18 protein-coding genes are annotated in these 25,040 nt (G+C 60.4%); 10 read left to right on the forward strand and 8 right to left on the reverse strand.

Features of this window, described 5'->3' with window-relative positions; translation table 11 throughout:
• Positions 1-205: 205 nt before the first annotated feature.
• The 3 genes from QMK51_RS10220 to QMK51_RS10230 all read right to left on the reverse strand — a co-directional run bounded on the left by QMK51_RS10220 (position 206) and on the right by QMK51_RS10230 (position 2,789).
• The gene (locus tag QMK51_RS10220; RefSeq protein ID WP_320393946.1) at positions 206-1,105 is read right to left on the reverse strand and encodes a hydroxymethylglutaryl-CoA lyase; all 900 of its coding nucleotides are present in this window, start codon (positions 1,103-1,105) and stop codon (positions 206-208) included.
• Between the two features lie 146 nt (positions 1,106-1,251).
• Positions 1,252-1,653 (reverse strand): MerR family transcriptional regulator, encoded by a 402-nt coding sequence (locus QMK51_RS10225; RefSeq protein ID WP_258699995.1) that lies wholly within the window; start codon positions 1,651-1,653, stop codon positions 1,252-1,254.
• Between the two features lie 206 nt (positions 1,654-1,859).
• The gene (locus QMK51_RS10230) at positions 1,860-2,789 is read right to left on the reverse strand and encodes a LysR family transcriptional regulator (protein WP_258699996.1); all 930 of its coding nucleotides are present in this window, start codon (positions 2,787-2,789) and stop codon (positions 1,860-1,862) included.
• Between the two features lie 205 nt (positions 2,790-2,994).
• Between QMK51_RS10230 and QMK51_RS10235 the strand changes: the two genes are divergently transcribed.
• Positions 2,995-4,224 (forward strand): acyl-CoA dehydrogenase, encoded by a 1,230-nt coding sequence (locus tag QMK51_RS10235; RefSeq protein WP_320393947.1) that lies wholly within the window; start codon positions 2,995-2,997, stop codon positions 4,222-4,224.
• Between the two features lie 113 nt (positions 4,225-4,337).
• On the opposite strand, the gene QMK51_RS10240 is transcribed toward QMK51_RS10235, so the two are convergent.
• Both QMK51_RS10240 and xthA read right to left on the reverse strand, forming a co-directional pair.
• On the reverse strand, positions 4,338-5,678 hold the full coding sequence (locus tag QMK51_RS10240; protein ID WP_320393948.1) for a phosphate ABC transporter substrate-binding/OmpA family protein: 1,341 nt from the start codon (positions 5,676-5,678) through the stop codon (positions 4,338-4,340).
• Positions 5,679-5,867: 189 nt separating this feature from the next.
• The gene (xthA, locus tag QMK51_RS10245; RefSeq protein WP_320393949.1) at positions 5,868-6,680 is read right to left on the reverse strand and encodes an exodeoxyribonuclease III; all 813 of its coding nucleotides are present in this window, start codon (positions 6,678-6,680) and stop codon (positions 5,868-5,870) included.
• Positions 6,681-7,010: 330 nt separating this feature from the next.
• On the opposite strand from xthA, the gene QMK51_RS10250 reads away from it, so the two are divergent.
• The 7 genes from QMK51_RS10250 (at position 7,011) to QMK51_RS10280 (ending at position 18,122) form a co-directional block, all read left to right on the forward strand.
• On the forward strand, positions 7,011-7,661 hold the full coding sequence (locus QMK51_RS10250) for a GNAT family N-acetyltransferase (protein ID WP_320393950.1): 651 nt from the start codon (positions 7,011-7,013) through the stop codon (positions 7,659-7,661).
• A 64-nt stretch (positions 7,662-7,725) separates the two neighbouring features.
• The gene (locus QMK51_RS10255; protein ID WP_320393951.1) at positions 7,726-9,453 is read left to right on the forward strand and encodes an autotransporter assembly complex family protein; all 1,728 of its coding nucleotides are present in this window, start codon (positions 7,726-7,728) and stop codon (positions 9,451-9,453) included.
• A complete protein-coding gene (locus tag QMK51_RS10260) occupies positions 9,450-13,118 on the forward strand; it encodes a translocation/assembly module TamB domain-containing protein (protein ID WP_320393952.1) in 3,669 nt (1,222 codons plus the stop codon). The genes QMK51_RS10255 and QMK51_RS10260 overlap by 4 nt, the downstream gene beginning before the upstream one ends.
• A 238-nt stretch (positions 13,119-13,356) precedes the next feature.
• Positions 13,357-13,836: a MarR family winged helix-turn-helix transcriptional regulator gene (locus QMK51_RS10265; RefSeq protein WP_320393953.1), complete on the forward strand. Its 480-nt coding sequence runs from the start codon at positions 13,357-13,359 to the stop codon at positions 13,834-13,836.
• Complete coding sequence (locus QMK51_RS10270; protein WP_320393954.1) at positions 13,826-15,295, forward strand: efflux transporter outer membrane subunit; 1,470 nt, start codon at positions 13,826-13,828, stop codon at positions 15,293-15,295. Before QMK51_RS10265 ends, QMK51_RS10270 begins: the two co-directional genes overlap by 11 nt.
• 15 nt (positions 15,296-15,310) lie before the next feature.
• Positions 15,311-16,513 (forward strand): efflux RND transporter periplasmic adaptor subunit, encoded by a 1,203-nt coding sequence (locus QMK51_RS10275; protein ID WP_320393955.1) that lies wholly within the window; start codon positions 15,311-15,313, stop codon positions 16,511-16,513.
• A 79-nt stretch (positions 16,514-16,592) separates the two neighbouring features.
• A complete protein-coding gene (locus tag QMK51_RS10280) occupies positions 16,593-18,122 on the forward strand; it encodes a DHA2 family efflux MFS transporter permease subunit (protein WP_258700010.1) in 1,530 nt (509 codons plus the stop codon).
• Between the two features lie 124 nt (positions 18,123-18,246).
• On the opposite strand, the gene lpxH is transcribed toward QMK51_RS10280, so the two are convergent.
• Positions 18,247-18,999: a UDP-2,3-diacylglucosamine diphosphatase gene (gene lpxH, locus QMK51_RS10285; RefSeq protein WP_320393956.1), complete on the reverse strand. Its 753-nt coding sequence runs from the start codon at positions 18,997-18,999 to the stop codon at positions 18,247-18,249.
• Positions 18,996-19,499: a peptidylprolyl isomerase gene (locus QMK51_RS10290; protein ID WP_320393957.1), complete on the reverse strand. Its 504-nt coding sequence runs from the start codon at positions 19,497-19,499 to the stop codon at positions 18,996-18,998. Before QMK51_RS10290 ends, lpxH begins: the two co-directional genes overlap by 4 nt.
• A 262-nt stretch (positions 19,500-19,761) precedes the next feature.
• Here QMK51_RS10290 and QMK51_RS10295 point away from each other — a divergent pair, with 262 nt between their 5' ends.
• Both QMK51_RS10295 and cysS read left to right on the forward strand, forming a co-directional pair.
• Complete coding sequence (locus QMK51_RS10295) at positions 19,762-21,459, forward strand: glutamine--tRNA ligase/YqeY domain fusion protein (RefSeq protein WP_320393958.1); 1,698 nt, start codon at positions 19,762-19,764, stop codon at positions 21,457-21,459.
• Between the two features lie 15 nt (positions 21,460-21,474).
• Positions 21,475-22,857, forward strand: coding sequence for a cysteine--tRNA ligase (cysS, locus tag QMK51_RS10300; RefSeq protein WP_320393959.1), 1,383 nt, complete (start codon positions 21,475-21,477; stop codon positions 22,855-22,857).
• A gap of 177 nt (positions 22,858-23,034) precedes the next feature.
• Here the strand turns inward: cysS and QMK51_RS10305 are convergent, their stop codons facing one another.
• Positions 23,035-24,885, reverse strand: a complete 1,851-nt coding sequence (locus QMK51_RS10305) for a sigma-54-dependent Fis family transcriptional regulator (protein ID WP_320393960.1) — start codon at positions 24,883-24,885, stop codon at positions 23,035-23,037.
• Between the last annotated feature and the right edge of the window lie 155 nt (positions 24,886-25,040).

A 25,040-nucleotide genomic window follows, 5' to 3' on the forward strand; every position in this document is an offset into this window, starting at 1 on the left:
ATTTTTATTGGTTTGCAGCTTTTTATTCTTGTTATGCCATAGAGATAGCAGAAGCCGTGCCAACTTTAAAAATCCTTTTAAAATCAATTATTTGAATTTTTGTTGGATTTTTTCATCCGTGCCAAACCTGACAATTTGTTTCCGTGTTACTCGTTTCCACCCCACGAGCCAGAACACGCGGTAACACCCGGACACATCCACGTTGTCACTGTGCGCTGCGGGCCTTGGCCACGCGCGAACCGGTAGGGCGCCCCAGCACCGCGCAAATCTGCTGGCCGGCCCGAATCAAGGCGTCCAGATCGATGCCGGTCTCGATACCCAGGCCGTTGAGCAGGTAAACCACGTCTTCGGTCGCGACGTTACCGCTGGCGCCCTTGGCATACGGGCAGCCGCCGAGGCCGGCGACCGAGCTGTCGAACACCGCGATGCCTTCCAGCAGGCTGGCGTAGATGTTGGCCATGGCCTGGCCATAGGTGTCGTGAAAGTGCCCGGCCAGTTTGTCCCGTGGCACGTCGGCCGACACCACTTCGAACATCTTGCGGGTTGCGCCGGCAGTGCCGGTGCCGATGGTGTCTCCCAGCGAAACTTCGTAGCAACCCATGGCATAGAGCTCGCGAGCGACCCGGGCAACTTGCGCAGGCGCGACATCACCCTCGTAAGGGCAGCCCAGCACACAAGACACATAACCGCGCACGTTGACGCCGTGTTGTTTGGCGGCGTCCATGATCGGCACGAAACGCTCCAGGCTCTCGCTGATCGAGCAGTTGATGTTGCGCTGGGAAAACGCTTCGGACGCTGCGGCGAACACGGCGACTTCCTTGACCCCGGCCGCAATGGCGTCTTCAAAGCCCCGAAGGTTGGGGGCGAGGGCGCCATAGGTCACGCCCGGCTTGCGCTGGATTTGCGCGAAGACCTCGGCGGAACCGGCCATTTGCGGCACCCATTTGGGCGAGACGAAACTGCCGACTTCTATATAGCCGAGGCCGGCGGCGGTCAGCGCGTCGACCAGTTGCACCTTGTCCGCAACGCTGATGGGCTGGGCTTCGTTTTGCAGACCGTCGCGGGGGCCGACTTCGACCAGGCGTACGTGGGTGGGTAGGGACATGGAATCGACCTGTTGTGATTGTCTGAATGCTGAGAAAACCCTGTGGGAGCGGGCTTGCCCGCGATGGCAGTGGGTCAGTCAGCATCAATGTTGAATGTCATGCCCTCATCGCGGGCAAGCCCGCTCCCACAGGGAATTGTATAGATCTACTGGACCGATTCCTGGCTCTTGATCGTTTGCTCCAGCGCCTGGGTACAGCGCTCTTCGGCCGTGTCGAGTTCCAGTTTCATCTGTTCGATGTCCAGCAGTTGCTGTTCGAGTTGGTCCCGACGCTCGGCAATTTTCGCCAGCATACTGTGCAGTTGCTTGGTGTTACCGCTGGAGGGGTCATAAAGTTCGATCAGCTCGCGGCATTCGGCCAGGGAAAAACCAATGCGCTTGCCCCGCAGGATCAGCTTCAGGCTGACCTTGTCACGGGGCGAATAAATGCGTTCCTGGCCGCGACGCTCGGGGCTGAGCAGGCCCTGCTCTTCATAGAAGCGAATGGCCCGGGTGGTGATGTCGAGCTCGCGGGCGAGGTCGGAAATGCTATAGGTCTGGCTGCTCATGGAAGCGCTCGAAAAAGGTCATGGCGCTAAGCTAATGGCAGGTTTACGTTTACGTCAAGGGCTATGGATTCTCAGTGTGCTTGCGGGCCTCTTCGCGAGCAGGCTCGCTCCCACAATAGATCTACGGTGAACACAACATTTGTGTGAAACAGCGATTCCCTGTGGGAGCGAGCCTGCTCGCGATGAGGGCGCTGTGGTCTAAAGTCCTACACCTTATCCAGCGTCTTCTCATGGGCCGTGACCTGCTGGCACAACTCGATCATCTGTTCGCGCATCCAGCGGTTGGCCGGGTCCTGGTCAGTGCTTTCGTGCCAGTAGAGGTGGGTTTCCACCGGCGGCACATCGTTGACCGGCAGGTTCACCGAGTACAAGTCATGGCGACGGGCGAAGCGTTCCGGCACGGTCATGACCATGTCGGTCTGTTGCAACACCTGGGACGCCATCAGGTAATGCTGGGAGCGCAGGGCGATCTTGCGCTGGATGCCCATTTTGCCCAGGGCCAGGTCGACATAACCCAGGCCACTGCGGCGGCTGGAAATATGGATGTGGGTCAGGGACAGGTAATCGTCGAGAGTGAATTTTTCTTTGCCCGCCAGCGGATGGCCCTTGCGCATGGCGCACACATAACGGTCCTCCATCAACTTGACGTGACGCACCTGCGGGTCGGTGTTGAGCGGCGCATCCACCGCGAAATCGAGACGCCCGGCCGCCAGTTCCTTGGTGGTTTCGCGACGTTTGGACAGGAAACTTTCGATGATCACCGTCGGCGCCAGGCGCCGCAGGCGCTGGAACAGCGGCGGCAGGATCACCGCCTCGGTGAGGTCGGTCATGCTGATGCGGTAGGTCTTGACCGCCTGCAACGGGTTGAAAATGCGGCTTTCCTGCACCGACACCCGCAGCAGGGAGAGGGCGTTACGCACCGGGCCGATAATGTTCTGCGCCATCGGCGTGGGCACCATGCCCTGGGCGGTGCGCACGAAAAGCGGATCGTTGAAGGTCTCGCGCAGGCGGGCCAGAGCGTTCGACACCGCCGGTTGAGTAATGCCGACAATCTGCCCGGCGCGGGTCAGGTTGGCTTCGGTGTAGATCGCGTCGAAGACGATGAAAAGGTTGAGGTCGACCTTGCTCAGATTCATGCGCTGCACTCTTTTTTTATAGGGGCATCTGTTTTTAGCGGCGTTTTGATCGGACCCGAGGGCCTTGGCAATCAGCCGATCATATATCGGTGATGAATGTTAATACACGCCGAGAATAGGTTAGGTAAATTATCAACGCTGTTCTAGCATCGATTGCATGACCTGAACAACTCCTCTGAACCCCTGATAAAAAGGTAGAGCTGCCATGGATTTCGCTTATTCGCCCAAGGTCCAGGAACTGCGTGAGCGCGTGACTGCGTTCATGGACACCTACGTTTACCCCGCCGAAGCGGTGTTCGAACGCCAGGTCGCCGAGGGCGATCGCTGGCAGCCAACGGCAATCATGGAAGAACTCAAACTCAAGGCCAGGGCCGAAGGCCTGTGGAATCTGTTTCTGCCTGAGTCCGAACGCGGTGCCGGCCTGACCAACCTCGAATACGCGCCATTGGCGGAAATCATGGGCCGCTCATTGCTGGGTCCTGAGCCGTTCAACTGCTCGGCGCCAGACACCGGCAACATGGAAGTGCTGGTGCGTTACGCCAGCGAAGAACAGAAGCAACGCTGGCTCGAACCACTGTTGCGCGGCGAGATCCGCTCGGCGTTCGCCATGACCGAACCGGACGTGGCCTCGTCTGATGCCACCAACATGGCTGCCTGCGCCGTGCGTGATGGTGACGAATGGGTGATCAACGGCAAAAAATGGTGGACTTCAGGTGCCTGCGATCCGCGCTGCAAGATCCTGATCTTCATGGGCCTGAGCAATCCGGATGCACCGCGCCATGCGCAGCACTCGATGATTCTGGTGCCGGTGGACACCCCAGGTGTGAAAATTGTGCGCCCGCTGCCAGTGTTCGGTTACGACGACGCGCCTCACGGCCACGCCGAAGTGCTGTTCGAAAACGTCCGGGTGCCGTACGAAAACGTCCTGTTGGGTGAAGGACGCGGCTTCGAAATCGCTCAGGGTCGCCTTGGCCCGGGCCGGATTCACCACTGCATGCGTTCGATCGGCATGGCCGAGCGTGCGCTGGAGTTGATGTGCAAACGTGCGGTCAACCGCACCGCATTCGGCAAACCCCTGGCGCGGCTGGGCGGTAACATCGACAAAATCGCCGACTCGCGGATGGAGATCGACATGGCACGACTACTGACATTGAAAGCGGCGTACATGATGGACACCGTCGGCAATAAGGTGGCGAAAAGCGAAATCGCACAGATCAAAGTCGTCGCGCCGAACGTGGCATTGCGGGTGATCGACCGGGCGATCCAGATCCATGGCGGGGCAGGGGTTTCCAACGATTTCCCGCTGGCCTACATGTATGCCATGCAACGCACCCTGCGCCTGGCCGACGGCCCGGACGAAGTGCACCGTGCGGCGATCGGCAAGTTCGAGATCGGCAAGTATGTGCCGAAAGAGATGATGCGCAGCGGGCAGTAACACCGTGTCATCGTTCTTCGCGGGCAAGCCCGCTCCCACAGGATTGGTGGTTACCTGTAGGAGCGAGGCTTGCCCGCGATGGCGTCGGCCCATTCAATCCATCAGCATCAGACTCAATACACCCAAACCTCAACCCGCCGATTCTTGATTCGCCCCTCATCCCCGCTGTTGGCCGCCACCGGCATCTCGGCGCCGAAACCGCGAATCTCGCGAAATACCACGCCGTTTTTCACCAGTTCTCGTCGCACCGCCATGGCCCGCAGTTTCGACAGCAGATCGGCCCGCGCCGGGTCGCTCTTGGCGTCGCCAAACCCTGCCAGCGTCACCTGCCGATTGGTTTTGTCGTGCTGCTTTATATAGTCGAGCACCCGCGACAGGTCCTGTCGGGCCTTGTTGTCCAGCATCGCGCTGCCTTCTTCGAAACGGAAATTCACCGTCAGCCGCTGGGCATGGCGACTGAGTGCCTGATAACCCTCGGGCATCAGCGCATTCGGCGTAACGGCCATGGCCTGAACGGTCTGTGCGATAAAACCATTGGCCGCGACGATCGCCTGGCCATTGCTGCTTTGGGCGAACTTGACCAGGGCCTTGGCCCAGGGATTTTTCCCGTTCGGCGGCAGGTAAAAGAACAGTCGACGGGACAGCGGGTAATCTTCCGTCGCGATCAGGCTATTGAGCGGCAACATGGCCTGGGAGTCGCCATCGACAATGGCCACGGCCTTGGCCTGGCGCACATAAGGCAAACCGATGAAGCCGATGGCTTGTGGGTCCAGACTGACCGCGTCGGACAATTGTTCGCTGGATTCGAAGCGTTTCGCATTGCCGCTCAGGTTTTTCCCATGTGGACTGAGGACCAGTTCCTTGAACGTGTCGTAGGTGCCTGATTGGTCATCCCGCGCATAGAGATGAATCGTCCCACCGGTGCCGCCGAGTTCTTCCCAGGTTTTCGCTTCGCCGCTGAAGATTCGCGCCAGTTGCTCGGTGTCGAGTTGCTTCAGCGGATTGTGCGGATGAAGGATGATGGCCAGCCCATCGATGGCGATGACTTGCTCGGCAGCCGGGCTTTTCAGGTCGCCCAATGGTTCGAGATCCACCCGTTCGCTGTCCTTGATCGGGCGCGATGAGGCCGCGAGATCGGCAGAGGCGTTTTTCAGGGCTTTGAACCCGGTGCTGGAGCCGTGGGCCGCGACCTCCACCTCGACTCGGCGGCCCTGAGCGGTTTCGCCGACGATGCGTTGTTCGTTGGCCTTGTCCGGGGCTTCGCGGTGAACCTTCAGCAAGCCCTGTTCACGCATCAACCCCTCGACCAGCGCCGGGCCCAATGCCGCGCCGATGGTGTTGGAACCCTGGATGCGCAGCACCGGGCCACGTTCGGGCGTCGGCAAATCGCCAGCCGACACCGTCAGCGGCAGCACGGCGCCGAGCAGTAACAGGAACAACACGCGCAGGGTCATGCCGGCACCTTATAAGCCAAAGAAAGTGCCGGGAGAATAAGTCAGTAAGGTTTCTGAACGATGACAGTTACCAATGTGGGAGCGGGCTTGCTCGCGAAGGCGGTCGATCATTCAACATTGATGTCGACTGACCCACCGCCTTCGCGAGCAAGCCCGCTCCCACATTAGCCTTGTGTCGATTTTGTAGGATCAGCTCAATTCAAGCCAGATCGGCGCATGATCAGAAGGTTTTTCCATCCCGCGCAGTTCATAATCCACGCCCGCGTCTTTAACCCGTGGCAACAATCCATGGGACGCCATGATCAGGTCAATCCGCAGTCCGCGCTTGGGCTCATCCTCGAAACCGCGGCTGCGGTAGTCGAACCAGCTGAAACGGTCGGCAACGTCCGGGTTCAGGTGACGGAAACTGTCCACCAGCCCCCAGTTCTTCAGGCGGGCCATCCATTCGCGCTCTTCGGGCAGGAAGCTGCATTTGCCGGTTTTCAGCCAGCGTTTCATGTTGTCCGGGCCGATGCCGATGTCGCAGTCTTCCGGGGAAATGTTCACATCGCCCATCACCACAATGGGTTGGTCGTTGCTGAACTGGCTTTCCAGCAACTGCTGCAAATCGCCGTAGAAACGTTCCTTGGCCGGGAACTTGGTAGGGTGATCGCGGCTTTCGCCCTGTGGGAAATAGCCGTTCATGATGGTCACCGGCAGGCCATTGGTGTCGGCGAACGTGCCCCAGATGAAGCGCCGCTGAGCGTCTTCTTCGTCAGTGGCGAAACCTTTGTGCAGCGCAATCGGCTCCTGGCGCGAGAGCAGGGCCACGCCGTAATGACCCTTTTGCCCGTGGAAATACACGTGATAACCCAGCGCCTGAACCTCGTCCAGGGGGAATTGGTCGTCGTGGACCTTGGTTTCCTGCAACCCGATCACGTCCGGTTGATGCTTTTCAATCAGCGCCGCCAGCTGATGCGGGCGAGCGCGCAGCCCGTTGATGTTGAAGGAGACGATCTTCATGGTCGGCAGTCCTGGCAAAAGTGCGATGCTAGCTGACATGTAGGAATGGGGCCAGCCTTGGGGTGAGGCGATTCGCTTTCCCCCGTCAGCTTTGTGTTGGCATATAGGGCCTCTTCGCGGGCAAGCCCGCTCCCACAGTTTCGGTGGTGTTCACAGATTTTGTGTACGACACGGACACTGTGGGAGCGAGGCTTGCCCGCGAAGGCGTCAGCCCAGTCGATGAAGATCCTGGCTTGGTCTATACCTGTCTGGGGAACTGTGAAGCCACCCCAAGGTTCGTACCAAGAAGAGCGCAGCCATCTGAGCTGTGCCCCAGGGAGATCCGCCGTTATGCCCGAAACCTCGACCGCCACCGCCGATATTCACATGCTCGACAGCGGCTATTCCCGCGAAGCACGTTCCCTGTTGTACCAGGCGTACCGGCACGAGCCGACGTTCGGCTACCTGTTCGACGCCGAACGCCCTGGTTATGAACAGCGGGTACGGGCGACGGTGCGCGAACTGGTCAAACAACATTTTTTTCAGGAGTTGCCGGCCATCGGCCTGCTGGTGAATGACCGCTTGATCGGCATCGCCCTGATCGCGCCGCCGCAACGCCGCCTGGGCATCACCGAAAGCTGGGCCTGGCGCCTGCGGATGGTGCTCAGCACCGGGTTTCGCTGCACCCGACGTTACCTCGAATACCACGCGGCCGTGATGGCGTGCGTGCCGTCCGATTCGGTGCACGTCCTGCCATTGCTGGGGGTTCACCCGCAATTTCAGGGCAAGCACTTTGGCGAACAATTGCTGCAAGCGGTGCACAACTGGTGCGCGGTCGATGAGCACTCCCAGGGCGTGATCCTCGACACCGGGAATCCTCGTTATCTGGAGTTCTATAAACGTCAGGGCTATGAGGAAATCGGCGAAGTGGCTGTAGGACCGATTCGTGAGCACGTGTTTTTCCACGCCAACCCGCAGGTGTTACAAACAGCAACGGCGTAAAGGTAGAACTTTCGCGGCAGGTCAGGCTCTATCACGCTCCCAGCCTCGTGATAGCATCCGCGCTATGAAGTTTCCAGGAAGAATGACCAGCGGCCTGCTGATGCTGTTATCCAGCTGCGCGGCGCTGGCACAAAGTGAATTGGATGTGCGGATCAAACCGTCCAACGATGAACTGAAGGCCAATATAGAGGGCTATATCGGTAGCCTCGGCGATCGCGATGAAGAAGCCTTGCTGCGCTTCAGTCGCGGCGCCGAAGAACAGGCGCGCAAGGCCGCCCAGGCCTTGGGGTATTACCAGCCGCAAATCGACAGCGACGTAAAGGGCGGCAAGACGCCGCGCCTGGTGCTGAACATCGATCCCGGCGAGCCGATCCATTTGCGCAACGTCACGGTGCGTGTCGAGGGGCCTGCGGCCGACCTCAAATCCTTTCGTGTGCCGAAAGGCGACCTGCTGAAGCCTGGCGCGGTGCTTAACCATGGCCATTACGAAGACGCCAAGCGGCTGATCCAGAACCAGGCCTCGCGCTTCGGTTTTTTCAGTGGGCGTTTCACTCGTCAGAAGTTGTTGGTGGACCCGCGTGCGGGCGTCGCCGACATCGAATTGATCTACGACAGCGGCCCGCGTTATGCGCTGGGCAAGGTCAGTTTTGAAGGCGACACGCCGTTCGACGAAGACCTGCTGCAACGCATGGTGCCGTTCAAGGCCGGTACGCCCTATGACTCCGAACTGATCGCCGAACTCAATCAGGCGCTGCAATCGAGCGGTTATTTCGAAGGCGTGCGCGTCGACGCGGCGCCGACCGCGTCCAGGGACGAGGTGATCCCGGTGGCGGTCAAACTCGACACCCGCAAGCCTCGGACCATGGGCTTGGGTCTGGGGTTTTCCACCGACGTCGGCCCGCGAATCAAGGCCAACTGGACCCGGCACTGGGTCAACCCGCAAGGCGACAGCTATGGTTGGGAAGCCGAGCTGTCGGCACCGCGGCAGAACGTCGGGGTGTTTTACGACATTCCCCTGGACCCACCGCTGACCGACAAACTGCGCTGGGCCGCTGGCTATCAATATGAAGAAATCGCTGGCACCGATTCCCTGAGCAAACTGCTGACCCTCGGCCCCGAATGGCACAGCAAGTTGCCCAGCGGCTGGCAGCGGGTGGTGTCGCTCAAGTGGCAGCGCGAGGAATACACACTAGGCGACGACTCGGGGCTCAGTACCTTGCTGATGCCCGGCGTGAGCTATTCGTACCTGAAAAGCGACAACCGCATCGATCCGCATAACGGCTATCGCCTGCAATTCGAAACCAAAGTCGCCAAGGAAGGGGTGGGGTCAGACACCAACCTGATCTACGGCACGGCGTTGGTCAAAGGCCTGACCACGGTCTTCGACAAACACCGCTTCCTTGGTCGGGTGCAGGTCGGCGGCAGCGCCACCAATGGCTACAAATCGGTGCCGCCGTCTCTACGCTTCTTCGCCGGTGGCGATCAGAGCGTGCGCGGTTACGACTACCAGAGCCTGTCCCCGGAGAACTCTGAGGGCGACCGTATCGGTGGCCGTTACATGGTGGCCGGCAGCGTCGAGTATCAATATTCCATCGCCGAAAAATGGCGGGTCGCAACCTTTATCGACCAGGGCAACTCCTTCAATACCCTTGAACTGCCGAACCTCAAGACCGGCGTCGGTGTCGGCATACGCTGGGTCTCGCCGGTGGGGCCGATTCGCCTCGACCTGGCCCATGCGATGGACGACGACGGCGGCATTCGACTGCACTTTTCCATGGGGCCTGAGCTGTGAAGCGTGGTTTGAAAATAGCGCTGCTGGCGATCCCGGCGCTGCTGATGCTGGTCGTGCTGGCCTTGATCACCGTGCTGGGCACGGCGACGGGCAGCCGCTGGGCGCTCGGGTTTGTGCCGGGTTTGACCGTTGAGAATTTCCAGGGACGCTTGGGGGGGCAGTGGAGCGCCGACCATCTGCTGTGGCAGCAGGACAACAGCCGGGTTGAGCTGAACCAAGCGATTTTCGCCTGGTCGCCGCTGTGCCTGACGCGCATGACGCTGTGCATCGAGCAATTGCAGGCCGAGCAGGTCAGCCTGCAATTCCCGCCCGGCGCGCAAGAGCAAAACAGCGGGCCGATCAGTCTCCCTGACTTGAAGTTGCCGCTGGCCATCGAATTGGGCGACGTCAAGGTCGGTCGTCTGCTGTTCAACGGCAGCGAAGAACTCAAAGGCCTGCAACTGGCGGCGCACTGGACCGCCAAAGGTTTGCAGATCGACTCGGTAAGCCTGCAGCGTGATGAACTGAGCCTGAGCCTGTCCGGCTTGTTGCAACCGAGCGGCAACTGGCCGCTCACAGCCGAAGGCAAACTGACCCTGTCGGCTCCCGAGCCTTGGGCTCTGGCCTTGAAGGTTGACGGCGACCTGCTGAAAATCCTGAAGCTGAAAGCCGACAGCAGTGGTTACCTGAATGGGCAGCTCACCGGTGAACTGCAACCGCTGGTGGAAAACCTGCCGGCCAAATTGCGCATCACCGCTGACGGCTTCAAGGCCAGCGCCGATCTGCCGGACACCCTGCAACTCAATCAACTGGAGCTCACCGGCGACGGCGACCTGAAAAACGGCTACCAGTTGCTCGGCAAAGCCACGTTGCCCGCCGAGCTTGGCCCGGTCGCGCTGTTGCTGCAAGGCAAGGTCGACGCCAAGGGCGCGCAGATCGCCGCCCTTGACCTGACAGCCAACGACAAACAAAGCCTCAAACTCACAGGGCTTGTGGACTGGAGCAAAGGCCTGAGCGCTGATGCAAAAATCGACTGGCTGGATTTCCCGTGGCATCGCCTCTATCCGCTGATCGACGAGCCGCAAGTGGCACTGCGCAGCTTCAACGGTGAAGTCTCCTACACCGACGGCAACTACATCGGTAACTTCAAGGCCGCACTGGATGGCCCGGCCGGGGCGTTCAGCCTGAACAGCCGGTTCAGCGGCGACCTGAGCCAAATCCATCTGCCGCAGTTCAAGCTCGAAGCCGGGCAGGGCAAGGCCGAAGGGCACCTGAACCTGCAATTTGCCGATGGTATCGCCTGGGATACGGCGCTGGACCTCTCGGCGATCAACCCGGCGTACTGGCTCGCGGAGTTGCCGGGTACGTTGGCTGGCCCGTTGCGCAGCAAAGGCGAAATGAAGAATGAAACGCTCAGCCTGACCGCCGACCTGGACCTGAAAGGCAAACTGCGCGGGCAACCGGCGGTGTTGCAAGCCAAGGCCGATGGCGGCGGCGAGCAATGGAACCTCAGCGCGTTGAAGATTCGCCTCGGTGACAACAGCATCAATGGCAAGGGCAGCCTGCAACAGAAACTCGCCGGCCAGATCGACATCAAGCTGCCGCGACTGGCCCAGCTCTGGCCGCAACTGCGCGGCCAGCTCAATGGTCGGGTCGATGTCGCTGGCACGCTCAAGGCACCGCAAGGCAAGCTCGCCCTGCAAGGCACGCAACTGGTTTTCGAAGACAACCGCCTGCAAAGCCTCAATCTGGACGCCACCCTCGACAGCGCCCAGCGAGCGAAGGTCGACCTCAAGGGCAGCGGCATTCAGACCGGCGACACATCACTGGGCACGTTGACCGCCAGCGGCCAGGGCGACATCAAAAACCAGAAACTGATGCTCGACCTGCAAGGGCCGAAGCTGAAACTGGCCCTTGGTCTTGACGGCACGCTGGATAAGGGCAACTGGCGCGGGCGTCTGGCCAGCGGCGATATCCAGGCCGGCGGTCAGGACTGGAAGCTGCAAAGTCCGGCGAAACTTGAGCGGCTGGCGGACGGCAAAATCAATTTCGGCGCCCATTGCTGGATGTCCGGCCCGGCCAGCCTGTGCGGCGAAGATCAGCGCTTGATGCCTGAGCCGAAGCTGCGTTACCACCTCAAGCAATTCCCCATCGACAGCCTGGCGCAATGGTTGCCGAAGGATTTCGCCTGGCAGGGCAAGCTCAACGCCGACTTGCAACTGGACTTGCCGGCCAGCGGCCCGAATGGCCAGATCAGCGTCGATGCCAGCGGCGGCACATTACGCATGAAGGAAAAGGAGCAATGGCTGGACTTCCCGTACCAGACCCTGAAACTCACCAGCAAGCTCACGCCCAAACGCATCGACACCGACCTCAACTTTGTCGGCGGCAAGCTGGGTGAGCTGATGCTTCAGGCGCAGATCAACCCGTTGCCGAAGAACAAACCGCTGACCGGCTCGTTCCGCCTCAGTGGTCTGGATTTGTCGGTGGCGCGGCCGTTTGTGCCGATGGTCGAGAAACTCACCGGGCATTTGAACGGCAGTGGCACACTGTCCGGCGGGTTGCTGGCGCCGCTGGTCAACGGCAACTTGTTGCTCAGTGACGGCGAAATCTCCGGCTCTGAATTACCGATGGATTTGGAGGCCTTGCAACTTCAAGCCGTAATTGTCGGCGAAACCGTTCAGTTGAACGGCGGCTGGAAGAGCGGCAAGACCGGGCATGGCAGCCTGAACGGCAACATCGCCTGGGGGCAGGCATTGATCGTGGATCTGGCGCTCAAAGGTTCGCAGTTGCCGGTCACGGTCGAGCCTTATGCCAAGCTGGAAATGGCACCGGACCTGAAAATCTCCATGAAGGACGACAAACTGGCGGTCGTCGGCAAGGTGCTGGTGCCCAAGGGCGAAATTACCGTGCGCGAGTTGCCGCCGTCGACGGTCAAGGTCTCCGATGACACGGTGATCGTCGGTCAGCAGACCGAAGAGGGCAAGCCGCCGATGGCCATGGCGATGGACGTCGATGTGGTGGTCGGGGAAGACAAACTCAGCTTTGCCGGGTTCGGCCTGACCGCCAATCTGCAAGGCCATGTGCACATCGGCGACAACATGGACACGCGCGGCGAGCTGTGGCTCAACGATGGGCGTTATCGCGCCTACGGTCAGCGACTGACGGTGCGCCGGGCGCGCCTGTTGTTTGCCGGCCCCATCGATCAGCCGTACCTCGATATCGAAGCGATTCGCCAGACCGACGACGTGATCGCCGGCATTCGCCTGAGCGGCAGCGCCGAGCAGCCGACCACGCAGATTTTTTCGGAACCGGCGATGAGTCAGGAGCAGGCGCTGTCCTATCTGGTGCTGGGCCGTCCGCTGAGCACCACCGGTGAAGACAACAACATGCTCGCCCAGGCCGCCCTCGGGTTGGGCTTGATGGGCAGTTCGGGTGTCACCAGCGGCTTGGCCAAGGATCTGGGCATTCAGGACTTCCAGCTCGATACTCAGGGCAGCGGTACTAACACCGCGGTGGTGGCCAGCGGCAATATTTCGGAAAAACTCAGCTTGCGTTATGGGGTTGGGGTGTTCGAACCGGCCAACACCATCGCCTTGCGCTACAAACTGAGCAAAAAGGTCTACCTGGAAGCCGCCAGCGGCGTGGCCAGTTCGCTGGACATCTTCTACAAGCGGGATTTCTAACCCCGCTTTCCCTTCCAGATACCGCGTCGCCCCAATCGCGGGCAAGCCCGCTCCCACAAGGTTCAGTGTGATCCCTGTGGGAGCGGGCTTGCCCGCGATGGCGTCAGGCGTCCGCCGCATAATCCGGCCCCGTTTATCAACTAAATACAAAGCAACCTAACTATTACGTTGACATTGGCTGCCTAGGCAGTAATATCTCGACATACATTCACTGCCTAGGCAGCTAATTGGTGGTCAGATGAAACATTTCTCCTCATACGATTTCCATAATTGCCATCTCGGCCTCTTGCTCGGCCGCGCCGCGCTGCTCAAGGACCGGATCATCGACACGCACATGGAACCCCACGGCATCACCGCCGCGCAGTTCAAAGTGCTGATCATCATGGCCCAGTTCGGCGTCGATACCCCGGCCGAGCTGTGCCGTCACTTGTCGCTGGACAGCGGTTCGATGACCCGCATGCTCGATCGTCTGGAACAGAAAGGTTTCCTTGCCCGCCAACGCTCCGAGGCAGACCGCCGTCAGGTGCAACTGATGCTGACCGAACAAGGCCAGCAGTTGACTGACCAGCTGCCGCAGATCGGCGCCGATGCCATGAACGAACTGGCCGGCGCCATCACCCCGGAAGAATTGAAAACCCTGGAACACATCCTGAAGAAAATTCTGGTAGCGGCGGGTGACTCGATCACCTTGCTGCGGGTAGGTGGCCATGAACAATAAACGCCTGCGTACCGGCCTGAGCCTGGTGCTGTTGGCCATGAGCGTCGCCGGTTGCGCCAGTTACAGTGGCTTGAACACCGAAGGCGTCAGCCTCGATGCGAAGAACCTCAAGGCCGGGCAGTCGCTCAACGGTGTGACCCTTTCGCCTGCCGCATGGCCGAAAAGCGACTGGTGGAAAAGCCTCGGCGACCCGCAGCTCGACGGCCTGATCCGCGAAGCCCTGCACGACAGCCCCGACATGCAAATCGCCGACGCCCGCGCTCACCAGGCCAGCGCTGCCGCCTATGCCGCCGACGCCGCGCGCATGCCGACCCTCGATGCCAGCGCCGGTGTCAGCCGCTCGCGTCTGGCTCGCGATCAGGACCCGAGCGGGCAGGGTGGAACGTATTCCACCGTGCGTAATCTCGGCGCCAGCTTCAATTACACCTTCGACCTCTGGGGTGGTCAGCGCGACGCCTGGGAAGCCGCATTGGGCCAAGCCCGTGTCGCCGAAGTCGATCAGCAGGCGGCGCAGTTGACCTTGTCTGCCGACGTCGCCCGTGCCTACAGCGATCTGGGGCAGGCGCACGTCATCCATGACCTGGCCAGCGAAGACCTCAAACGCACCAAACAAATGCTCGACCTCAGCCAGCGTCGCCTGAGTTCGGGGATCGACAGTCAGTACCAGTTCCAGCAGACCGAAAGCCTGGAAGCCAGCGCCGAAGCCAGCCTGATCGACGCCGAGAAACGCCTGCAAAGCGCGAAAATCGCCTTGGCGGTGCTGCTGGGCAAAGGCCCGGATCGCGGCAATGAAATCGCCCGACCGCAAGTCCTTCAGGCCAGTGCAGTCGCGTTGCCGTCGGTGTTGCCTGCAGAATTGCTCGGTCGTCGCCCGGACCTGGTGGCGTCACGCTGGCGGGTTGAAGCGGCGAGCAAAAACATCGCGGCGGCCAAGACCCGGTTCTACCCCAACCTCAACCTGAGCGCGGCGGCCGGTGTCGAGTCGTTGCTGGGCGATGCGATGTTCGGTTCCGCCAGTCGCTTCTTCAACATCGCTCCAACCCTCTCGGTACCGATTTTCGACGGCGGCCGCCTGCGTGCCGACCTCGATTCCCGAGACGCCGATTACGACCTCGCGGTGGCGCAGTACAACAAAAGCCTGGTGAGCGCTCTGGGTGATGTCAGCAACACCATCAACCAGTTGCACGATATCGGCCGGCAAATCGGTGCCCAGCAACACGCCACCGACATTGCCCAGGATTCTTACAACACCGTGGTCCAGCGCTACGGTTCCGGCATCGGGAATTACCTGGACGTGCTCAGCATCGAGCAGCAATTGCTCCAGGCCCAGCGTCAGCTGGCCAACCTGAATGCCGAGCAGATCGACCTGTCGATCCAACTGATGCAGGCGCTGGGTGGCGGTTTTCAGGGCGAAACCCTGACCGCAGCCAACGCAACCCCAGCCACGCAGCACAACTAATTCAAGGTACTTGTCATGGCCACTGCCAATACAATTTCAACCCCTGACGACACTCAAGACACGAGCAACCCGCGCAAGCGCAAAGTGATGCTGTTTGTCCTGACGATCATGGTGATCCTCGCCGGAGCCGGCGTCTGGGGTTATCACCAATTCTTCGGTCGCTGGAGCGAAAGCACCGACGACGCCTATGTGAACGGCAACGTGGTAGAAATCACTCCGCTGGTCACCGGCACGGTGGTCAGCATCGGCGCCGACGATGGCGACCTGGTTCACGAAGGCCAGGTGCTGGTCAATTTCGACCCGAACGATGCCGAAGTCGGTCTGCAAAGTGCCCAGGCCAATCTGGCCCGCACCGTGCGCCAGGTACGCGGTTTGTACAGCAACGTCGACGGCATGAAAGCCCAGGTCAATGCCCAGCAGGCTGACGTGCAAAAGGCTCAGGACAACTTCAATCGCCGGAAAAACCTCGCCGCTGGCGGAGCGATTTCCCAGGAAGAACTGTCCCACGCTCGCGATGACCTGACCTCGGCGCAAAACGCCCTGGCCAACGCCCAGCAACAGCTCAAGACCACCAGCGCACTGGTCGATGACACCGTGGTTTCTTCGCACCCGGAGGTGATGTCCGCCGCCGCGCAATTGCGTCAGGCGTATCTGAATAACGCCCGCAGCACCTTGATCGCGCCGGTCACCGGTTATGTCGCCAAACGTACCGTGCAACTCGGCCAGCGAGTCCAGCCGGGCACGGCGCTGATGGCGGTGATCCCGCTGGATCAGCTGTGGATCGACGCCAACTTCAAGGAAACCCAGCTGCGTGACATGCGCATCGGTCAGCCGGTGGACATCGAAGCCGACGTTTACGGCGGCGACGTCAAATACCGCGGCACCATCGACAGCCTCGGCGCCGGGACCGGCAGCGCGTTTGCCTTGCTGCCGGCGCAGAACGCCACCGGTAACTGGATCAAGATCGTGCAGCGGGTGCCGGTGCGGATTCACATCAATGCCGAAGAGCTGGCCAAACACCCATTGCGGGTCGGCCTGTCGACTCAGGTCGCTGTGAACCTGCGCGACCAGAGCGGCCCGGTGCTGGCGCAACAGCCGCCGCAAAAGGCGTCGTTCAGCACCAGCATCTACGACCGTCAGTTGGCCGAGGCCGACGCGATGATCACCCAGTTGATCCACGACAACAGCGCCGCGGTCAGCAAAACCGCGCAACGCTGATTCGCCAATCCGTCAGCTGCGCCTGTAACGGGCGCAGCGTGAGCCCCGCTCCAAAAAATTCAGCTCCAAAGGATTCGCGATGAGCAATAACGCCTCTTTCTCGCCCCCCAGCTTGCTGCTCAGCACCATCGGCCTGTCGCTGGCGACCTTCATGCAGGTGCTCGACACCACCATCGCCAACGTGGCCTTGCCGACGATTTCCGGCAACCTGGGCGTGAGTTCGGAGCAGGGCACCTGGGTGATCACCTCGTTTGCGGTGAGCAACGCTATCGCGCTGCCGCTGACCGGTTGGCTCAGCCGGCGTTTCGGTGAAGTGAAGCTGTTTCTCTGGGCGACGATGCTGTTCGTGCTGGCGTCGTTTCTGTGCGGTATCTCAACCTCGATGCCGGAGCTGATCGGCTTTCGGGTGCTTCAAGGCCTGGTGGCCGGGCCGTTGTACCCGATGACCCAGACGCTGTTGATCGCGGTCTACCCGCCCGCAAGGCGCGGCATGGCCCTGGCGTTGCTGGCGATGGTCACGGTGGTGGCGCCGATTGCAGGGCCCATCCTCGGCGGCTGGATTACCGACAGCTACAGCTGGCCGTGGATTTTCTTTATCAACGTGCCGATCGGGATCTTTGCGGTGATGGTGGTGCGCCAGCAACTCAAGGCGCGTCCAGTGGAGACCAGTTACCAGCCGATGGATTACGTGGGACTGATCACGTTGATCATCGGTGTCGGGGCATTGCAGGTGATCCTCGACAAGGGCAATGACCTGGACTGGTTCGAATCGAACTTCATCATCATCGGCGCGGCTATTTCAGTGATTGCGCTGGCGGTGTTCGTGATCTGGGAAATGACCGACAAACACCCGGTGGTCAACCTGCGGCTGTTCGCTTACCGCAACTTCCGCATCGGTACCATCGTGCTGGTGGGCGGTTACGCCGGGTTCTTCGGCATTAACCTGATCCTGCCGCAATGGCTGCAAACCCAGATGGGCTACACGGCCACCTGGGCCGGACTGGCGGTGGCACCGATTGGCATTCTGCCGGTGCTGCTGTCGCCGTTTGTCGGCAAGTATGCGCACAGGTTCGACCTGCGGCTGCTGGCTGGTGGCGCGTTCCTCTGCATCGGTTTGAGTTGCTTCATGCGTGCCGGGTTTACCAACGAAGTGGACTTCCAGCACATCGCGCTGGTGCAGTTGTTCATGGGCATCGGTGTGGCGCTGTTCTTCATGCCGACCCTGAGCATTTTGATGTCGGACTTGCCGCCGAGCCAGATTGCCGACGGCGCGGGTCTCGCGACTTTCCTGCGGACCCTGGGCGGTAGTTTTGCGGCGTCGTTGACCACCTGGATCTGGATTCGCCGGGCCGATCAGCACCATGCGTATTTGAGTGAAAGCATCACCACCTATGAGCCGGCGACCCGGGATGCCTTGAATGCGTTGGGCGGTGCGGGCAATCCGGCCTACGCACAGCTGGATCATGTGCTGACCAGTCAGGCGTACATGCTCTCCACCGTGGATTACTTCACGTTGCTGGGGTGGGCGTTCATGGGGTTGATTCTGTTGGTGTGGTTGGCGAAACCGCCGTTTGCGGCGAAGGCGGGGCCGGCTTCTGCCGGTCACTAAGTCAAACACAATCCCTGTGGGAGCGAGCCTGCTCGCGAATGCGGTGGCATATTCAACATCATTGTTGACTGATCCACCGCTTTCGCGAGCAGGCTCGCTCCCACAAGGGTTTTGTGTTCGGCCGTTAGTTTGCGGGTGCTGCCAGTTGCGGTGGCGGGGCGAAATCAAACGGCGCCAGCGCAAACCCTTGCTCATCCACCTGCAACGCCCAACCCTGACGATCCCAATCCCCCAACACAATGCGTTTGGCAGCCTGCGCGCCAATCTGCAACTTGTGGATGGCCGGGCGATGGGTATGGCCGTGGATCAAGGTTTTCACGCCATATAGCTGCATGATCCGTGGAATCTCTTCCGGTGTGACATCGACAATGTCATTGGCCTTCATCCGCGTCTGCGCACGGCTTTCACTGCGCAGCTTGCGCGCCAGTTTATGCCGGGTGCCCAAGGGCAGATGGCGCAGGATGAACAGGGTGATCGGGTTACGCAGGTAGCGCCGCAGCTTCATATACGCTTCGTCGCGGGTGCAGAGGCTGTCGCCGTGCATCAACAGCACTGGCTCGCCGTAAAACTGCACGACACTCGGATCTTTGAGCAAGGTACAGCCGGCTGCTTTGCAGAAGGCCTTGCCGAGCATGAAGTCGCGATTGCCGTGCATCAGAAAAATGGCCGTGCCGCTGTCGCTGAGATCGCGCAGGGCCTGGCAGATGGAACGCTGGAACGGCGTCATGGCATCGTCGCCAATCCACGCCTCGAAAAAGTCGCCCAGGATGTACAACGCACTCGCTGAGCGGGCGCGTCCAGCGAGCAAATCCAGAAACGCCCGGGTAATGTCCGGGCGCTCCTCTTCCAGATGCAAGTCTGAAATCAGCAGTATCACTCAATGATCTCGGCTTTCTCGATGATCACGTCTTCTGCGGGTACGTCCTGGTGGCCGGCTTTGGAAGTCGTGGCCACGCCTTTGATCTTGTCCACCACGTCGGTGCCTTCGACTACTTTGGCGAATACGGCATAACCCCAACCCTGAACGGTTTTGGCGCTGTGGTTCAGGAAGCTGTTGTCAGCCACGTTGATGAAGAACTGGGCGGAAGCCGAATGCGGCTCCATGGTGCGGGCCATGGCCACGCTGTACTTTACGTTCGGCAGGCCGTTGTCAGCTTCGTTCTGGATGCTTGGGCGCTTGTCTTTCTTTTCTTTCATGCCTGGCTCGAAACCGCCGCCCTGGATCATGAAGTTACCGATGACACGGTGGAAAACAGTGTTTTCGTAGTGACCGGCTTTAACGTACTCGATGAAGTTGGCAACGGTCAGCGGTGCCTTTTCAGCGTTCAGTTCCAGGACGATGTCGCCATGGTTGGTGGTCAGTTTGACTTGGGTCATGATGGGTACTCTTTCAAGAAATTCGTGGGTTTCGGGGCGCTTTGGCCCTCAACCGGTCCGGCCAGTGTCGGCCAAGGCACGCAGTTTAGCGTGCCGGGCGCGAATTTCGAGGCTGTTTTTCATCGGCGGCCGATTAAATGCAACCGATTGCCGGCCTGCTCTGTCAGCCACTTGACAGCATCGGCTATGATAAGCCCCTTTGATTTATAACAGCCGCTTTGATTTGGCCAACTGGCCGCGCACTTGTACGTTCAAGGATCCTATGAGCAAGCCCACTGTCGACCCTACCTCGAATTCCAAGACCGGCCCTGCCGTGCCGGTCAATTTCCTGCGCCCGATCATCCAGGCGGACCTGGACTCGGGTAAGCACACGCAGATCGTCACCCGTTTCCCGCCTGAGCCCAACGGTTACCTGCACATCGGTCACGCCAAGTCGATCTGTGTGAACTTCGGTCTGGCCCAGGAATTCGGCGGCGTCACGCACCTGCGTTTCGACGACACCAACCCGGCCAAGGAAGACCAGGAGTACATCGACGCGATCGAAAGCGACGTCAAATGGCTGGGCTTCGAATGGTCCGGTGAAGTGCGCTATGCCTCGCAGTATTTCGACCAGTTGCACGACTGGGCGGTAGCGCTGATCAAGGCCGGCAAGGCTTACGTCGACGACCTGACCCCTGAACAGGCCAAGGAATACCGTGGCAGCCTGACCGAGCCGGGCAAGAACAGCCCGTTCCGCGACCGCTCGGTTGAGGAAAACCTCGACCTGTTCGCCCGCATGAAGGCCGGCGAGTTCAAGGACGGCGCACGCGTGCTGCGGGCCAAGATCGACATGGCCTCGCCGAACATGAACCTGCGCGACCCGATCATGTATCGCATCCGTCACGCGCACCACCACCAGACCGGTGACAAGTGGTGCATCTATCCGAACTACGACTTCACCCACGGTCAGTCGGACGCCATCGAAGGCATCACGCACTCGATCTGCACCCTGGAGTTCGAAAGCCACCGTCCGCTGTACGAGTGGTTCCTCGAGAACCTGCCAGTACCGGCGAACCCGCGTCAGTACGAGTTCAGCCGCCTGAACCTGAACTACACCATCACCAGCAAGCGCAAGCTCAAGCAGCTTGTGGACGAGAAACACGTCAATGGCTGGGACGATCCGCGCATGTCCACGCTGTCGGGCTTCCGCCGCCGTGGCTACACGCCGAAATCGATCCGCAACTTCTGCGAAATGATCGGCACCAACCGTTCCGACGGCGTGGTGGACTTCGGCATGCTCGAATTCAGCATCCGTGACGACCTCGACCACAGCGCTCCACGCGCCATGTGCGTGCTGCGTCCGCTGAAAGTCGTGATCACCAACTACCCGGAAGGTCAGGTCGAAAACCTCGAACTGGCGTGCCACCCGAAAGAAGACATGGGCGTGCGGGTTCTGCCGTTCGCCCGCGAGCTCTACATCGACCGTGAAGACTTCATGGAAGAGCCGCCAAAAGGCTACAAGCGCCTGGAGCCGAACGGCGAAGTGCGTCTGCGCGGCAGCTACGTGATCCGTGCCGACGAAGCGATCAAGGACGCCGAGGGCAACATCGTTGAACTGCGTTGCTCCTATGACCCGGAAACCCTGGGCAAGAACCCTGAAGGCCGCAAGGTCAAAGGCGTGGTGCATTGGGTACCGGCGGCGGCCAGCGTCGAGTGCGAAGTGCGTCTGTACGATCGCCTGTTCCGTTCGGCCAACCCTGAAAAGGCCGAAGACAGCGCCAGTTTCCTGGACAACATCAACCCTGACTCGCTGCAAGTTCTCACCGGTTGTCGTGCTGAACCCTCGCTGGGCAATGCACAGCCAGAAGACCGTTTCCAGTTCGAGCGCGAAGGTTACTTCGTCGCGGATATCAAGGACTCGAAACCCGGTCATCCGGTGTTCAACCGTACCGTGACCTTGCGTGATTCGTGGGGCCAGTGATTCAAGGAAACTAAAGTGCTTACGATCTACAACACGCTCACCAAGAGCAAAGAAGTCTTCAAGCCGCTGGATGGCAACAAGGTGCGCATGTACGTCTGCGGGATGACCGTGTACGACTACTGCCACCTGGGCCATGGCCGCAGCATGGTCGCGTTCGACCTGGTGACCCGCTGGTTGCGGTTCAGCGGTTACGACCTGACCTATGTGCGCAACATCACCGACATCGACGACAAGATCATCAATCGCGCCCGTGAAAACGGCGAGTCGTTCGAGGCGCTGACCGAGCGCATGATCGCGGCGATGCACGAAGACGAGTCGCGCCTGAACATCAAGAAGCCCGACATGGAACCGCGCGCCACCGGCCACATCGCCGGCATGCACGCGATGATCCAGACCCTGATCGACAAGGGCTACGCCTACGCACCGGGCAATGGCGACGTGTACTACCGCGTCGCCAAGTTCATGGGTTACGGCAAGCTGTCGCGCAAGAAGATCGAAGACCTGCGCATCGGCGCGCGGATCGAAGTTGACGAGTCCAAGCAGGACCCGCTGGACTTCGTGCTGTGGAAAGGCGCCAAGCCGGGCGAGCCGAGCTGGCCATCGCCGTGGGGCGACGGTCGTCCGGGCTGGCACATCGAGTGCTCGGTGATGTCGACCTGCTGCCTGGGCGAGACTTTCGACATTCATGGCGGCGGCAGCGACCTCGAGTTCCCGCACCATGAAAACGAAATCGCCCAGAGCGAAGCGGCCACCGGCAAGACCTACGCCAATGCGTGGATGCATTGCGGCATGATTCGCATCAATGGCGAGAAGATGTCCAAGTCCTTGAACAACTTCTTCACCATTCGCGACGTGCTGGAAAAGTACCACCCGGAAGTCGTGCGTTACCTGCTGGTGTCGAGCCACTACCGCAGCGCGATCAACTATTCGGAAGACAACCTCAAGGACGCCAAGGGCGCGCTCGAGCGTTTCTACCATGCGTTGAAAGGCCTGCCGAGCGTGGCGCCGGCTGGCGGCGAAGCCTTCGTCGAGCGCTTCACTCAGGTGATGAACGACGACTTCGGCACGCCGGAAGCCTGCGCGGTGCTGTTCGAAATGGTGCGCGAGATCAACCGTCTGCGCGAGAGCGATCTCAATGCGGCGGCCGGTCTGGCGGCACGCTTGAAGGAACTGGCCAGCGTGCTGGGTGTGTTGCAGCTTGAAGCCGATGACTTCCTGCAGGCCGGTGCCGAAGGGCGGGTCGATGCGGCTGAAGTTGACGCACTGATTCAGGCGCGCCTGACGGCTCGTACCAATAAGGACTGGGCCGAATCCGACCGCATCCGCGACCAGCTCACCGCCATGGGCGTGGTGCTGGAAGACGGCAAGGGCGGCACGACCTGGCGATTGGCTGACTGATTGCTGCGTTCGCTACGCCTTTCACAAAAACGAAAACCCGCCTTGTGCGGGTTTTTGTTTGCCCCACTGATCGTTCCCATGCTCTGCGTGGGAATGCAGCCTGGGACGCTCCGCGTCCCTTCCAGAGCCGAACGCGGAGCGTCCGTTGAGGCATTCCCACGCGGAGCGTGGGAACGATCAGTCGCCTGACTGGCGCAATCGCTTGTAAAGGGTGTTGCGACTAACCCCGAGCCTGCGCGCCAAATGGGAAATATTGCCTCCCGCCGCCTGCAACTGCCGATTCAATTCCTCGGCATCATTGAGGTCGACGGTTATCGGCTCTGGCGAATCCACCGGCTCCATCTCCAGATCGACAAAAAAATCATCCGGTAAATGCTCCGGCCGCACGGGTTGTTCCTCGGCCATGGCCAGTGCCACCTGCATCACACTGCTCACCTGACGTAAATTCCCCGGCCATGGATGACGACTGAACAGCTCCATCACTTCGGGGCTCAACCCAGCCCACTGCGATGGTTCACGATGCTGTTCCCACAAGCGCTTGAACAGCGCCTGCTTGTCGCTGCGCTCCCTGAGTGGCGGCAGCTCCAGGGTCAAGCCACCGATGCGGTAATAAAGATCTTCACGAAACCGCCCCAGCTGAACCTGCTCGCGCAACGAGCGGTTGGTCGCTGAAATGATCCGAATGTCCACCGGGAACAACTCGCTGCTGCCCACCGGTTGCACGCAGCGCTCCTGTAATACCCGCAGCAACCGGGCCTGGGTCGGCAGCGGCATGTCGCCGATTTCATCGAGGAACAGCGTGCCCTTGTCGGCCTTGCGGATCAGCCCGATGCTGCCTTTCTGGTTGGCGCCGGTGAACGCGCCTTTCTCGTAGCCAAACAGCTCGGATTCTACCAATTCGGCGGGGATCGCTGCACAATTGACGGCAATGAACGGCTGTTTGCTGCGCGAACTGGCCTGGTGCAGGGCTTTGACGAAGACTTCCTTGCCGACCCCGGTTTCACCGTGGATCAGCAGGGGGATGTCTTTCTCCAGCAAGCGTTCGGCCTGACGCACGGCCTTTTCTACGCGGCTGTCGCCGAAGTGCAGGGTGTTGAGGCTAATCGCGTTCGATGCGGCGACGTTCGGCTCGGTACTTTTGGGCTCAGCAAACACCCTGGGCTGAATCGATGCCTGCTTCGGTCGCTTCAACAAACACTGAAAACGATTACGCCCGGATGTCTGCAAGGCGAACGGCAATCCATCGGGTTGATTGATCAATTCCAGCAGTGACACCTTGAACAGACTCTCGACACTCACCCGCGACAGGCTGATGCCCAACAGATTGTCGGCCCGACGGTTGGCCGACAGCACCTGACCGGTCTCGTCGAAGATCAGCAACCCGGCCCATTGGCTGTCGAGGTTGTTCAGCCCGGTGTTGAAGGTCAGCTGGAAATGCTGGCCGTGGAACAGGTTGAGGATCAGCCGGTTTTCCACGGTCTGGCTCATCATCTTGACCATGCCCAAGGTGTGGGAGGGCGGCAGATAGCTGTCACTGGATACGTCCAGTACCGCGATCACCTTGCGCTCGGCATCGAAAATCGGCGCGGCGGAACCGGTCATGAAGCGGTTGGCCTTGAGAAAATGTTCATCGTGCTCAATGTGCACTGCCTGTTCGCAGGCCAGTGCGGTGCCGATCGCATTGGTACCGCTGCAATGTTCCATCCAGCTGGCGCCCGCGCTGAAACCACGGGTCAGGCTCGGCTCGATAAACCGCTGGGTGCCCCACGACGTCAGGACCTGGCCCTGATTGTCGGCGAGCATGATCAGGCAGTTGGAGTTGCTGAGGATGTTCTCGTAATACGGCAGGACTTCCTGATGAGTGGTCTGCACCAGTGAGTGCTGGCTTTCCAGTAACTGGGCGATGCCATCGGCCGGCAGCTGATCGAACGCCGGCGCGCTCTGATGATTGAGCCCGAACGCGCGGCAACGGGACCAGGAGTCCTGGATGAGGGTGTCGTGGGAGAGCGGCAGGGCAGGTGCGGCCATGGCATTCAGCCTCTGAAACAGCATTTTTATTGTTGTTATGAGATTCCATGTGGGAGCGGGCTTGCTCGCGAATGCGGACTGTCAAACACCAATAATGTGTCTGACAGCCCGCATTCGCGAGCAAGCCCGCTCCCACAGAGTGTTGTTCACTATTG

The sequence above is a fragment of the Pseudomonas sp. P9_31 genome (assembly GCF_034008235.1).
Classification (GTDB): domain Bacteria; phylum Pseudomonadota; class Gammaproteobacteria; order Pseudomonadales; family Pseudomonadaceae; genus Aquipseudomonas.

Bases quoted from the DNA above. Each gene is read 5' to 3' on its own strand.
- QMK51_RS10220 (WP_320393946.1), bottom strand. From the start codon at position 1,105: ATGTCCCTACCCACCCACGTACGCCTGGTCGAAGTCGGCCCCCGCGAC.
- QMK51_RS10225 (WP_258699995.1), bottom strand. From the start codon at position 1,653: ATGAGCAGCCAGACCTATAGCATTTCCGACCTCGCCCGCGAGCTCGAC.
- QMK51_RS10230 (WP_258699996.1), bottom strand. From the start codon at position 2,789: ATGAATCTGAGCAAGGTCGACCTCAACCTTTTCATCGTCTTCGACGCG.
- QMK51_RS10235 (WP_320393947.1), top strand. From the start codon at position 2,995: ATGGATTTCGCTTATTCGCCCAAGGTCCAGGAACTGCGTGAGCGCGTG.
- QMK51_RS10240 (WP_320393948.1), bottom strand. From the start codon at position 5,678: ATGACCCTGCGCGTGTTGTTCCTGTTACTGCTCGGCGCCGTGCTGCCG.
- xthA (WP_320393949.1), bottom strand. From the start codon at position 6,680: ATGAAGATCGTCTCCTTCAACATCAACGGGCTGCGCGCTCGCCCGCAT.
- QMK51_RS10250 (WP_320393950.1), top strand. From the start codon at position 7,011: ATGCCCGAAACCTCGACCGCCACCGCCGATATTCACATGCTCGACAGC.
- QMK51_RS10255 (WP_320393951.1), top strand. From the start codon at position 7,726: ATGAAGTTTCCAGGAAGAATGACCAGCGGCCTGCTGATGCTGTTATCC.
- QMK51_RS10265 (WP_320393953.1), top strand. From the start codon at position 13,357: ATGAAACATTTCTCCTCATACGATTTCCATAATTGCCATCTCGGCCTC.
- QMK51_RS10270 (WP_320393954.1), top strand. From the start codon at position 13,826: ATGAACAATAAACGCCTGCGTACCGGCCTGAGCCTGGTGCTGTTGGCC.
- QMK51_RS10275 (WP_320393955.1), top strand. From the start codon at position 15,311: ATGGCCACTGCCAATACAATTTCAACCCCTGACGACACTCAAGACACG.
- QMK51_RS10280 (WP_258700010.1), top strand. From the start codon at position 16,593: ATGAGCAATAACGCCTCTTTCTCGCCCCCCAGCTTGCTGCTCAGCACC.
- QMK51_RS10290 (WP_320393957.1), bottom strand. From the start codon at position 19,499: ATGACCCAAGTCAAACTGACCACCAACCATGGCGACATCGTCCTGGAA.
- QMK51_RS10295 (WP_320393958.1), top strand. From the start codon at position 19,762: ATGAGCAAGCCCACTGTCGACCCTACCTCGAATTCCAAGACCGGCCCT.
- QMK51_RS10305 (WP_320393960.1), bottom strand. From the start codon at position 24,885: ATGGCCGCACCTGCCCTGCCGCTCTCCCACGACACCCTCATCCAGGAC.